Genomic DNA, 13,076 nt, shown 5'->3' on the forward strand with positions numbered 1-13,076 from the left:
TGTTAGTCGTTTTCCGCCGGTTTTGACAAGCCAAGCGCGTTGGCAAGACACTCGCGCATATCCGGCGATTGGGAACACTAGTGTCGACGAGGCTCGCCGGCCAATCGGCGCCACCTTTCTGGCTGTAATGCGCTGGCGTGATGCTGGCTTGGAGATTGGGCCGTGCGGGCCGGGTTTGTTTGAAGCCGCTAAGCGTTTAGCTGAAAGCGAAGAGGACAGGCCGGATTCAGCCCCCCAGGCATCGCCATCCGGCACCCAGCAGCGCCGCCGCGACAATAACCGGGATGACGCCCAGGCGGTATCGACCGAGCGCCAGTAGTGAAGCCGCACTCAGTGATACCGCAAAGCCGTCGATAGGGCCGTCCCAGCCGTTCGGCCAGCCGACGTGGTAGGCGAAAAATACCGCCAAGTCTACGATGACGCCGACCACGGCGGCAGTGACCGCCGTTAGCGGAGCCGTGAATCCGACATTGCCGTGGCTGGTTTCGATCAGTGGCCCGCCGGCCAGGATGAACAAAAAACTGGGTAGAAAGGTAAAGTAGGTAACGACGGTCGCCGCCAGCGCGCCAGCCGCGAACAAGCGTTCCGGTCCGAATAGCGCCTGGCCCCAACCAGCCACGAAGCCGACAAAGGTATTGACCATGATCAGCGGTCCCGGCGTGGTTTCGCCGAGTGCCAGTGCGTCCATCATCTGTTGGGCGCTCAGCCAGCGAAATTCCTCGACCGCGCCCTGATACACATAGGGTAGTACCGCATAGGCGCCGCCGAAAGTCAGCAACGCGGCTTTGGTAAAGAACCAGCCCATTTGCGTCAGCGCGCCGTTCCAGCCGAATCGAAACCACAGCAGCCCCAACGCGCCGGCCCACAGCAAACCGCCGACCGCCAACAGTTTAACCAGGCGCGGCCAACTGAAAAGGGCGTGTATCGGTATCGGCGTCGCGTCGTCGATCAGCGCCGGACCGAAATCGGCGCGGGGATTGCCGTGACCGCCGCCGACCGCGAAGACCTCCGGAGCAAGTTTGCCGCCTACCGCGCCAATCAGAGCGGCGCCGATTAGGATCAAAGGAAACGGTACCCGCGCCAAAAAGATCGCGCCGAAGGCGGCGGCGGCCAGCGCCGCTAGCCAGCGGTTTTGCAAAATCCGCGAACCGATCCGGTAAGCAGCAAACCAGACAATCGCGGTGACCGCAGGCTTGACGCCGTAAAGCAAAGCAGTCACCGCCGACAGATCGCCGAAACTCAAATACAACCAGCCCAGAACGATCAGCATCAACATGGCCGGTAGAAAGAACAGACTACCGGCGACCAAGGCTCCAGGCGTTTTATGCAGCAGCCAACCCAGATAGGTTGCCAGTTGCTGGGCCTCCGGCCCCGGCAATACCATGCAAAAGTTCAGCGCGTGCAGAAAGCGGCGCTCGCTGATCCAGCGGCGCCGCTCGACCAGTTCCCGGTGCATGATCGCGATCTGTCCGGCCGGGCCGCCGAAGCTGATCAAGCCCAGCTTTAGCCAGAATCGGCAGGCTTCGCTAAAACTGGGGTGCGGCGGGGGCAGGGTTGGTGGCATATTCAATTTCCCGAAATAGTTGTTGGCCGAACATCGTTGACGCTCTATCAGCACTAAAGATCGCGGCTGGGGCGAGTTCGTGGCATCCGGTTCGGTTCGGAGCGGATGCGAACGAGGTCAAGCGTGGTGCTCGCTAAAACCATGAAAGAATAGCCGCCTGTCCAACAATTCCCCCCCCGGCGCGCCGACGAAACACTGAAGCGGCTTCAGCAGCGATGGACGACGGTCACGGATTCGTCGATCGGTAAACCGCACTTCAGCCACTCTCTCGCTACGCGCGTCCGCCATCCTACCTCGAATCGGCGCCCGTTCGACAAGCCGATCCCAGTCCGCTTTGCGGATACGGCAACACCGTGACGACCGGCTGTTGCTGATTAGGCAGCGAGTCAGCAGTTGCTGGCTCGCAGTCAGCAGGCGATCGCCGTGCCCCGCTTTCCGGCAGTGTCTTTACTCGCGGAGTTTGACGGGATTTTCTGTCTTTAATCAATAGAAATCAATTGTTTATCGAGGATGGTGCGGTTGGCGTCGGTCGCTAACCGCATTCATGGCATATCGGTTGCACTACAGGGCTTAGGCCGGTTTGCGCGCCGACGCTGTCGGCCGGGCAAACCGGTTCGAATTTTCGAAATTGACATTCGACTAGGTGAGACAGTGAAACAGTACTTAGATAGCGCCGATGCGCCAGGTGTCGGCCTTCGGGCCGGCGTTCCCAAAACTTTAGGTCGCAACACCTTGTCGGCTTGCGTGAGCTTGGCATTAGCGGGTGCGCCTCTGATGGTCATCTCGGAAGCCGACGCCGCGCCGACTAAAAAGTCGGTCAAAAAAATCGCCGCGCCCGACAAATCGGTATCCGATTTGGAAGAGAAAGTGGCCAGACTGACTGCGGAATTGGAAGCGTCCAAACGCCGCGAGCAGGATTTGCTCAGGAAGAATGCCGCGAGCGCCGCGGCCGGTTCGGCTGCCACCAGCGGCGTTGCCTCGGAAGTTGGCGCGGCTACCGAAGCGGCCGCACTGGCGGCGGCCGAGCCCGAACTCGAACCGGTTGTCGAAGAAGAGAAACCGAAAAATCTGTCCGAAATCTCGGTCACCGCGCGGCGCAAGGAAGAGAAATTGCAGGAAGTGCCGATTCCGATCGCGGTCATCAACCGGGAAACCCTGGAGCGCGACAACGTGGTGTCGGTGCAGGATTTCTCCCGTCGCGCGCCCAACCTGGGCGTCACGTCCGCCAATGCCAGGCAAACCAGTATTGCCCTGCGCGGTTTGGGGAAAAACAGCGGCAACGAATCGATGGAGTCCAGCGTCGGCGTGATGGTGGACAACGTCTGGCGGGCTTGGGTCGGTTCGGCATGGGCCAACTTCGCCGACCTGGATCAGGTCGAGGTGTTGCGCGGCCCGCAAGGCACCTTGCAAGGCAAGAACAGCAATCTGGGCTTGCTGAACATCACCACCAAGGCGCCGTCGTTCAAGGACAGTTACTACGTCGACGGCTTTGCCGGCGACCGCGATACCTTGCAAGGCAAGTTCGGCGCCACCGGTACGATACTGCCTGGGCTGTTGGCGTACCGGGCAAGCGGTTTTATCGACAAGCGCGACGGTTACATCAAAAATTACGACATTCACCGTAGCGAGGGCGATCTGGGTGAAACCAATGCGTTGGGCGGGCGCTTGCAATTTTTGTTGACGCCCAGCGACGTGTTGAGTGCGAAGGTCATCGTCGATAAAACCGCGTCTACCCAAACCATGAGCGTACAGCCGCTAATCGCCGATCCGTCAACTTTCGCAAACGGCGCTTCTAGGGGGACGACGTTTAGCACCCGCTTGGCTCGAAACTGGTTTGACCCGGTGCGCAGCAATGGTCAACCTTTAGCGATCATCGGAGATCCGCGAGCGATGGCGAACAATGAGCGACGTCAATCGCGCGGTGACGGTTCGGGCGTGTCCGCGGAAATCAACTACGACGCCCTGGGGCATCGCTTTACATCGATTACCGCTTGGCGCGACGCCTTGTTTGAACCGAATCACGACGGAGAGAGCAGTACCGCCGACATTGAGCGTATTAGCGGTTGGACCGTAAAAAACGAACAATGGTCTCAGGAACTGCGCATAAGCTCGAAGGAGAAAGGGCCGATCGATTATCAGGCCGGCGTGTTTGCGATGCGCACCATTGCGGACACGTTTAACCAGCGTTTGTTTGGGAGTGACGCCGGGGCTTTTTATGCTAGCAACTCGCAATACTCAACCTTGAACAGCAATGCGATCGGGCGGCAAATGATGCTGGCGTCCCTTAACAACGTCATGTACCGGCAAAGCGTTGTGCCCGCGACCGACAGTTACGCGGCATATGGGCAGGTCAACTGGCATGTGACGGATGACGCGACATTGACCGTGGGTTTGCGGGATACCTTTGAACGGCGGGAAAACACCGGTTGGAGCCATCCGATTGGCGGAGTCGACTTAGACGTGCTCGGCGCCCAAATCGGCGCTTCGGCAAATCAGATTGCCGCCGCCAAGGCGGTTCGGAGTGGCCGTTTGGGGACCGAGTGGGATGCGCCGCGCCAAGGATTCGACCAAAACTCGCAAAACTGGCTGGTCAATCCCAGCTACAAAGTCAACAAGGATCTGATGGTTTATGGCTCGGTATCGGGCGGCAACAAATCCGGCGCGGCACAATTTAACTTGAACACGGGTAAGGTAGAAAACGTCAATCCGGAGAACGTGATGGATTACGAATTCGGCATCAAGAGCACTTGGCTGGATCGCAAGCTGGTGGCCAACGTCAACTTCTACCAAACCGACATCGAAGGTTTCCAATCGCAATTGGTTATTCCCTGCACGATTGGCGTGGACGGATGCACCACCGGTAACCGAACGACCTTGGGTAACATCAAGGGCATCCAATTGCGCGGTATCGAATTGGAGACCAACTACGATATTACACCGGGCTTGAGCGTGTTCCTGAACGGATCATTCAATAGGGCGATTTATACCGACTTTGCCAACGCCCCGTGTCCGCCGGAAGCAAATTCGGTGATTTGCGACCAAACCGGACGGACCTTGCCGAATGCGCCGACCTTCACCGCCAACTACGGTGTGGACTACCGCGCGCCGTTGACTTTCGGCTTGGGTAACGACTACGGCTTGCAATGGCATGCCTATTTGATCGACAGCTATAAATCGGCGGCCAATTACAACGCCAGTCTGTCGGTGTACGGCAAACAGGCGGCCTACCACGTCACCGACGGCGGTATCGGTATCGGCACCAAGAACGGCAAATACAATCTGGACTTGGTCGGTCGCAACCTCTTCGACACGATCTACTTTACCAATGCCGGAAATTTCTCCAATACCGCGGCGGCCAGCGCGTCGTTCGGCGACGCCCGGTATTACGGTGTGCATTTCCGGGCCAAATTTTAATGCGAGCCGACCGGGCGGCTTAACGGTCGCCCGGTCGGATGTTTCACTCACATCGATAGAGGAATGTTATGTCAGTCAAGTATTCGACCCTGTTGTTGAGTATCAGCGCTTTGTTGGCGGCCGGCGGCGCGCGCGCCGACGATCCGGTCACGCCGGCGATTCCGGGTGTCGCGGCCGGCGGCGTGGTGCTGGAATTAATCAAGGACGGCTTCAACGGCACCGAAGGACCGATAGGCTATAACGACGGCAGTTTGCTGTTCACCGAGACCAATGCCAACAAAATCGTGCGTATCGGGCCGGACGATCAAGTGTCGACCTTTTTGGAGAATTCCAACGGCGCCAACGGCTTGGCCCTGACCCCGGACGGCAAGATCATCGCCGTGCAGACCAAGGATACCCAAGTCGGCGCGATTTATCCGGTCAAGGAAAAAACCGTGCTGGCCAAGGATTTCCAGGGCGTAAAATTTCAACGGCCCAACGACTTGGTACGCGCCGGCAACGGCGGTATTTATTTCACCGATAGCGGCACCCGGCCGACCAAGGAAAATCCCAATCCGGAACCGTCGCATCCCGGCGTGTTTTATATCAGCCCGACCGGCGAGCTCAAGCAACTGGCCAACGACATCGAGCGGCCCAACGGCATCCAGCTCAGCAAGGACGAAAAGACCTTGTACGTCGCCAATACTCAGGGCGAACACATTCTGGCTTACGACATCGCCGCCGACGGCTCGATTGCCAACCGCCGCAATTTCGCCAAGCTGGAAGGCTGGCAAAAAGGCGAGGACGGCACGTGGTCCAGCGGCGCGGACGGTTTGGCGCTGGATGATGAAGGCCGGCTGTTCGTGGCTTCGAATGCCGGCGTTGAGGTGTTAAGTGCCAAGGGCGAAGCGCTGGGTACGATCCCGGTGCCGAAAAAGCCACAGAATTTGGCCTTCGCCGGCATCAACAAAAGTACCTTGTACGTCGTCGGTCGCGGCGCCGCGTACAAGGTGCCGTTATTGACCAAGGGCATTTCCAGCCGGCCCAAATAATAGCGAGCGGAATACGAAATGCCAGGCGGCTGGAGCGGAAACCGCGCGTTACAGCGGTTTGGACTTGATCGTCCGGAAAAGCCATCTGGTTTGTACGCACGGCTTTAGCCGCGATCGACAGCGCCTTCAATTTCCGCAAACGCGCGCTCGGAACGCATTGGGTTTGGTTTATCGATTTAGGCATCGTGGTGGCCTCTTAACGGGACGAGGAATTTCCTCGGCCCGTTTTTTTTGCCCGTCTCTTGGCTTCGACGGAGCGGATTTTTGGATGCTAGCCGAGCAGCACAGCCTGTTGCCGTGGTGCTGCAAATTCATCAGTCCTTAGCGATTTCCGGTGAGAGTTGCGGTCGTGCTGGCGATTTCGTTTGTAAAAATCTTTTATAAACAGTGGGTTGTGTGGTTTTTGGTTAGGCGTTTTCGGTTGGCATGCTACTTGCCATATGGCTAATGAGTTAACCCTTGCCGCGTCGAACGACGCTTGTTCAAAAAATGAAACGAGAAAACCCGAATATGAAACAACCTCTGTCATTAGTTTTGTTGGCGATGCTGCTGACCGCGCCGGTCTTCGCATCGGCGGCCGAGAAAGACGCGCACGTCCACGCCGATGCCAAACCTGCGGCGCAGGCGCCCAGGCCTTACGAGTACAAAACCCCCAAGCTGAATCGCGCCCAAGTCGATGCATTGCTGGCTAAACCCGGCGAATTGCTGTTCATCGATACCCGCCGTCCCGACGAAATCAGCAAGATCGGCTCGTTCCCGGTGTATCTGAACGTGCAGGTCGATGGTATCGATGCGGCGTTGCCGTTAATCCCCAAGGATAGGTCTATTGTCACGGTATCCAATCACGCCGGACGTGCCGGCAAGATTGCCGATTTGCTGGCCGCGAAAGGTTTCAAAGTGGTCGGCGCGGTCGGTTCGCAGAATTACGAAGAAGAAGGCGGCAAGATCGTTAGGATCGTGCCGCCGGAACCTAAAACTAACTGATCGTAACCGTGGATTGCCGGAGTGGCGGCGATCCGCGTTATTCCGCACGGGGCGTTCCGGTGCTTGAGTTTTTGGAGTGGTGATATGAATAAGAAACAGCTAACAATCGCGATCGCCTGGGCGCTGTCCCTGGCGATGGTAGGCGAGGCCGGTGGGGCCGATGAAAAATCCGCCGGCGATGCCGCTCCGGCGGCGCAAGGCAAGGCGAAATTATGGTCGTATCAACCGGTCAAGTCACCGGCAATCCCGGCGGTCCGGCATCAGGATTGGGTCAGGACGCCTATCGATGCCTTCATCCTCGCCAAACAGGAAGAGAAAGGTCTGACCCCGTCGCCGGACACCGATAGAGCCGCCTTTATTCGCCGAGCCACGCTGGACGTGTGGGGCATCATTCCGAGCCCGGAAGAAGTGGACGCCTTCGTCAACGACGAATCCGAAAACGCCTACGAGAAGCTGGCCGACCGCTTGCTGGCCTCACCCAAATACGGCGAACGCCAGGGCCGCAAATGGTTGGACTTGGCGCGCTACGCCGACAGTACCGGCTTTCAGAACGATAACGACCGGTTGAACAACTGGCGCTATCGCGATTACGTAATCAATTCATTCAATCAGGACAAGCCTTACAGCCGCTTCATTCAGGAGCAGTTGGCCGGTGACGAATTGTGGCCCGGCGACGAACAAGCCCTGATCGCGACCGGTTTCATGGCGCAATTCCCGGACAACTCCAACTCTCGCGACTTGGTGCAACGCAAATACCAGATCACCACCGATATTACCGATACGGTCGGCAAAGTGGTGTTGGGCCAAACCTTGGAATGCGCCCGTTGCCACAATCACAAATTCGACAAGATCAGTCAGAAAGACTATTTCTCGTTTCAGTCCTTCTTTGCCAACGTGGCGCCTGTGGACAACATCCCGGCCAAGAAAGGTCCGATCGAAGTGGCGTACGACCAGCAATACGCCAAGTGGCAGGAAGCCACCAAGGACATCCGCGCCAAGCAAAAAGCCATTATCGATACCCATCGGGAAGAGGCGCTCAAGTATCACAAGGAACGTTATCTGACCGACTCGCGCGACGCGATTTTCAAACCCAAGGAAAAATGGACCGCTCAAGACCGCTGGGTCAATCATCGCTTGGCTAACGTGACCAACGAAGCCAGCATGCAGTCCTACTTCCAGGAAAAAGGCGAAAGTACCGACGCCAAGACCCGCGATCCGAAGATTGCCGAGCAGTGGGCCGAATTGGAGAAGCTGAACAAGGAATTGCGTAAATTCGACGATTTGAAACCGGCGACGTTCTCGAATGAAATTTCGGCGATGACCGAGCTGGGCCATCCGGACGCGCCGCCCAGCTTCGTGTTTGCGGTCGGCGACCATGAGAAACCGCTGGAAGAAGTGCAACCGGCCTTCCCGGCGGCGATTACCGACGAAAAACCGGACATCAAACCGTTGCCGTTCTCGTCCGGCCGTCGCTCGGCCTTGGTGAAATGGATCACCAGTCCGACCAATCCGCTGACCGCCCGCGTTTACGTGAATCGGGTTTGGGACCAGTATTTCGGCAAGGGCATCGTCGCCACCGTCAGCGATTTCGGCAAGGCCGGCGAAAAACCGATCAACCCGGAACTGTTGGATTATCTGGCCGACAAATTCGTCAAGGACGGCTGGAGCGTGAAGAAACTGCACCGGGAGATTCTGTTGTCCAGCGTCTACCGGCAGTCGTCCAACTACCGCGAAGATGTGCATCAGGCCGATGCCGAAAACCAATTGTTGGCGGTATTCCCCAGACAGCGTTTGGAAGCCGAACAAGTCCGGGATTCGCTATTGGTAGCTTCCGGCAAGCTGGAGGACAAGGTCGGCGGTCCCAGCGTATATCCGCCGCTACCGTCGGCGATCAACACCAACTACGGGGTCAACAACGCCAATTTCAACGACAAAATGTGGCGGACTTCCAAGGACGAGAAGGACCATAACCGCCGTAGCTTGTACGTGTTCACCCGCCGCAGCATTCCGTATCCGATTTTGGATTCGTTCAACATGGCGTCGCCGCAGGAAGCCCACAGCAAACGCGAGGTGACCACCACGCCGCTGCAAGCCTTGACGCTGTACAACAGCGAATTGATCTTCGACTGGTCCAAATCGTTGGCCGGCCGGGTCATCAACGAGGCCGGCGAGAGCGAAGAAGAACGGATTGCCAGACTCTACCAAATCCTGTTTGCCCGCCAGCCGAACGACCAGGAAAAAGAAGAGTTGCAGGCATTCTTGAACGAACAGGAAGGCGTGATTCGCGCCAAGGCCGCCAACGGTAAATTCGAAGTCAACGTGCCGGCCGGGGTCAAGGATAAACCGATCGGCGACCCGGTGCGGGCTGCCGCCTTCGTGGATTTGGTACACGTGGTCGCCAATTCCAACGAATTCATCTACCGGTTCTAACGATCACTGCAAACCTACGGGGCGCCGCCGGCGCCCCGTAGGGCCTTTGCCGACCAATAACAATCAAGAGGTTTACCCATGAATAACAAATCGCGACGTGATTTTTTAGTAAAAACCGGCTACGGCTTGGGCGGCTTGGCCGTTAGCGCCTTTTTGCCCGGCGGCGGCGTCATCGCCAGCGCGCTGGCTGAAGACGCCGCGCTGACCGCACTGACCGGCGGCGGCAACCCGCTGGCGCCGAAAGCGCCGCATTTCGCGGCGAAAGCCAAAACCGTCATCTGGCTGCACATGGCCGGCGCGCCCAGCACGCTGGATTTGTACGACTACAAACCGGAATTGGTGAAACTGGCCGGCACCGGCATACCGGCATCGTATTTGCAAGGCATCAAAACCAGTACCCAGGGCGGTATCACCAAACTGATCGCGACCAAGCGGACCTGGAAGCAACACGGCCAAAGCGGCGCCTGGTTCTCGGACTGGTTGCCTCATCTGGCCGAGCAAGCCGACGATCTGGCTTTCATCAAATCCAGCGTGACCATCGGCGCGACCCACGATATTTCGATCATGAAAATGAATACCGGCGGTCTGAATCCGGGCCGGCCGACCTTGGGCGCCTGGATTCAATATGCGCTGGGTTCCAACAACCCCAACCTGCCAGCTTACGTCGTGCTGTACAACGACAAGCGCGAGCCGCGCGGCGGCGTTACCAACTGGGAGTCCGGCTTCCTGCCGGCGGTTTACCAAGGCACGCCGTTCCGACCGGGCAACTCGCCGATCCTGCATCTGAACAATCCGCAATATGTTGTGGATACCGAAAAACGCAAGGCGCTGGATTTGTTGAAACGCTTGAACGAAGCCCACGCCGGCCGCTACCCGACCGATACCGAGCTGCAAGCCCGCACCGAATCTTACGATTTGGCCTACCGGATGCAGGAAACCGCGCCGGAAGCCGTCGATTTCAGCAAGGAATCGGAAGCGACCAAAAAGCTGTACGGCCTGGACGAGGACATCACCAAACCTTACGGCGAATTGCTGCTGCGTGCCAGACGCTTGGCCGAGCGCGGGGTGCGCTTCATTCAAGTGGTGTCGGGTCCGACCGACATCAAAGGCGACAGCCGCGATTGGGATGCTCATCAAAACATCGAAGACAACCATGGCAAGCACAGCAAAATTATCGATAAACCGATTGCCGGCTTGCTGAAGGACTTGAAAGCCAAAGGCATGTTGGACGATACCCTGGTGGTGTGGACCTCCGAATTCGGCCGCACGCCGTGGAGCGAATCCGGCGACGGCCGCGACCACAATCCCTGGGGTTATACCCAATGGATGGCGGGCGGCGGCGTTAAAGCCGGTTACACCCACGGCGGCACCGACGATCTGGGCGTGCAAGCCATCAAGGGCACCGAAGTCGATACCTACGACCTGCACGCCACGGTACTTAACCAGCTCGGTTTGGACCACTTGAAGCTGATTTACAAATATCAAGGTCGATCCGAAAGGCCGACCGTGGTGTACGGCAAGGTGATTAAGGAGCTGATCGCCTAGGGACGCCGCCGTAGTTCGCTGCCACGCCAGCCGATCGATGCCGCGTGTTCGGTGTGGGACATGCGGCGGCTGGTTCGGGCGGCAGGGATTTTTTGATTGGGGGATTTTTTAGCATGATACGCAAGACCTTGCGGATACTGGCCTTGACCTGGATTCTGGCGCCGGGAGCCGCGTTCGCCGAAGCCGAATTCGACTTCGAGGAATTGATGAAGGACGTCGAAACCAAGATCCAGAACGTGCAGAACACGATTTCCGCGCAGGATACCGCCACCGCCAGCGCCGAAACCAAACAATTGCAAGAGGCTTTTAAGCTGGTGGAAGGCTATTTCGCCAAGCGCGGCGATGCCGCCGATGCGGTGGCCGACGCCCAGGATTACCAAAACAAGGCGGCATCGATCCAAAACGCGTTGGGAGTCGGCGATTTGAACAGCGCCGCCGGCGCCGCCAACGACTTTTCCAAACAATGCCGTGGCGCCTGCCACGACAAGTACAAACCACTTTGACCGGAAATCCACTATGAAACCCGTTTTTTTGACCGGCCTGGCCTTGGCTTGGCTGTCCGCGCCGGCACTGGCCGCGCTGCCGGAAGGCCATCCGGCCCCGGCGATCGAGACCCAGGCGTCGCAAGCCGGCAAGGCGTTCGCGTACTCGCTGGGCGACGCTTTAAAGAAAGGTCCGGTCGTCGTTTATTTTTATCCATCCGCCTATACCGGCGGCTGCAATATCCAGGCGCACAGCTTCGCGGTCAACCATGACAAATTCGCCGCCGCCGGCGCAACCATTGTTGGCGTGTCGCTGGACAGCATCGAGCGTCTCAACGAATTTTCCGCCGACCCCAATTTCTGCGCCGGCAAGTTTCCGGTGGCATCGGATGCCGGCGGCGCGATTTCCAAGGCCTACGATCTGGCGGTACGCGATCCGCAACCCGGTAAGACAGACAGTCGCGGCCAGGCTATCGATCACGGTTTCGCCGAGCGCACCACCTTCGTCGTGACGCCGGACGGCAAGATTGCCGCGACCCTGGGTGGTTTGAAACCCGAAGAAAACGTCGCGCAAGCGCTGGCCACCGTCGAGCGCTTGGCCGGCCAGCGCCACGCCGCCCAGTGAGCGCGGCGCGAAGGCCACGGGAATTTACCGCGAAAACCGCGATTCGTCGGCGCCGCCGTTTGGGCCGACGTTGGCTGGCGCTCGGCGCGATGGCTCTGTTGACCGCCGTGCCGCAGGTTTCGGCCGAGCGGGCCGGCGACGCTGCTGTCGGCCGGCTGACTTCCGAGACCGAGCGCTGTCAGGAATGCCACGGCAGCGAGGGTATCAGCGTCGCCGACAAGATTCCCAACCACGCCGGCCAACCGGCGGATTACCTGGTCAAACAGCTGCGGGATTTTCAATCCGGCGCCAGGCAACACGAGACGATGACGGTGATGGCGGCCGATTTGGCGCCGGCCGACATCGTCGATATCGCTGCGTATTTTTCCGGGCGCCCGGCGCCGGCCGGCACTCTGAACGGAGAGCGATCGGCGGTTAAGATACTGGTCGAACAAGGCGACGACAGTCGCAAGGTTCCGGCCTGCTTCAGTTGCCACGGTCCGGCCGGGAAGGGCCGAGTCGCCGACGGCATCGCCTATCCGCTGCTCGGCGGCCAACGCTTGGTTTATCTGCGTTCGCAATTGCGCAATTGGAAGTCCGGCGACCGCCGCAATAGCCCGGAGGGGGTGATGAACCGGATTGCCGGCGCATTGAGCGACGACGAAATTGACGGGCTGGCGGCCTATTTGGCGACTTTGTAAAGATTGAGTACTGCCGCGATTATTCGCTAAGACAAGGAGATGGAAATGAAGAAATCGTTGAACTGGTTGCTATACGAAACCCACCGCTGGCTGGGCGTGGTCCTGGCGTTGTTCATGTTCGTCTGGTTTGCGACCGGACTAGTGATTATGTATTCGACCCCGACCGCGCAAAGCCGCGCTCAACAGTTGGCGCACGCCGAAGTGCTTCAGCCCGAAACCGGCTGGCTTAGTCTAGGAGAAGTCTGGCAACACAGTGCGGAGCAACGCAAGGCCGCCGCCGAACAGCGCAAAGCCAAGCCGGCCGGCGGCGAGGCCGCGCCC

Annotated in this window: 10 protein-coding genes; 9 read left to right on the forward strand and 1 reads right to left on the reverse strand. The window is 58.6% G+C overall.

What is annotated here, in order from left to right; translation table 11 throughout:
- Positions 1-226: 226 nt before the first annotated feature.
- Positions 227-1,564, reverse strand: coding sequence for a chromate efflux transporter (gene chrA, locus BJL95_RS08660; RefSeq protein WP_071157168.1), 1,338 nt, complete (start codon positions 1,562-1,564; stop codon positions 227-229).
- Between the two features lie 651 nt (positions 1,565-2,215).
- Between chrA and BJL95_RS08665 the strand changes: the two genes are divergently transcribed.
- The 9 genes from BJL95_RS08665 to BJL95_RS08705 all read left to right on the forward strand — a co-directional run.
- Positions 2,216-4,978: a TonB-dependent receptor gene (locus BJL95_RS08665; RefSeq protein WP_071157189.1), complete on the forward strand. Its 2,763-nt coding sequence runs from the start codon at positions 2,216-2,218 to the stop codon at positions 4,976-4,978.
- 68 nt (positions 4,979-5,046) lie between these two features.
- Positions 5,047-6,009 carry an SMP-30/gluconolactonase/LRE family protein gene (locus BJL95_RS08670; protein WP_071157170.1) on the forward strand — a complete coding sequence of 321 codons (963 nt, stop codon included), beginning with the start codon at positions 5,047-5,049 and terminating at the stop codon, positions 6,007-6,009.
- A gap of 510 nt (positions 6,010-6,519) precedes the next feature.
- Positions 6,520-6,993 (forward strand): rhodanese-like domain-containing protein, encoded by a 474-nt coding sequence (locus BJL95_RS08675; RefSeq protein ID WP_071157173.1) that lies wholly within the window; start codon positions 6,520-6,522, stop codon positions 6,991-6,993.
- Between the two features lie 84 nt (positions 6,994-7,077).
- Positions 7,078-9,423, forward strand: coding sequence for a DUF1549 and DUF1553 domain-containing protein (locus tag BJL95_RS08680; protein ID WP_175463668.1), 2,346 nt, complete (start codon positions 7,078-7,080; stop codon positions 9,421-9,423).
- Between the two features lie 78 nt (positions 9,424-9,501).
- Entirely contained in the window at positions 9,502-10,968 is a 1,467-nt protein-coding gene (locus BJL95_RS08685; protein WP_071157175.1) for a DUF1501 domain-containing protein, read from the forward strand.
- A gap of 113 nt (positions 10,969-11,081) precedes the next feature.
- Entirely contained in the window at positions 11,082-11,471 is a 390-nt protein-coding gene (locus BJL95_RS08690) for a hypothetical protein (protein WP_254786741.1), read from the forward strand.
- Positions 11,472-11,484: 13 nt separating this feature from the next.
- The gene (locus BJL95_RS08695; protein WP_071157177.1) at positions 11,485-12,075 is read left to right on the forward strand and encodes a peroxiredoxin; all 591 of its coding nucleotides are present in this window, start codon (positions 11,485-11,487) and stop codon (positions 12,073-12,075) included.
- A 59-nt stretch (positions 12,076-12,134) separates the two neighbouring features.
- Positions 12,135-12,755, forward strand: coding sequence for a cytochrome c (locus tag BJL95_RS08700; protein ID WP_254786743.1), 621 nt, complete (start codon positions 12,135-12,137; stop codon positions 12,753-12,755).
- 45 nt (positions 12,756-12,800) lie between these two features.
- A partial coding sequence (locus BJL95_RS08705; RefSeq protein WP_175463669.1) for a PepSY domain-containing protein occupies positions 12,801-13,076 on the forward strand: 276 nt, incomplete at its 3' end.

Origin of the sequence: Methylomonas sp. LWB, from assembly GCF_001856095.1 — a bacterium.
In the GTDB taxonomy this organism is placed as follows: Bacteria; Pseudomonadota; Gammaproteobacteria; order Methylococcales; family Methylomonadaceae; genus Methylomonas; species Methylomonas koyamae_A.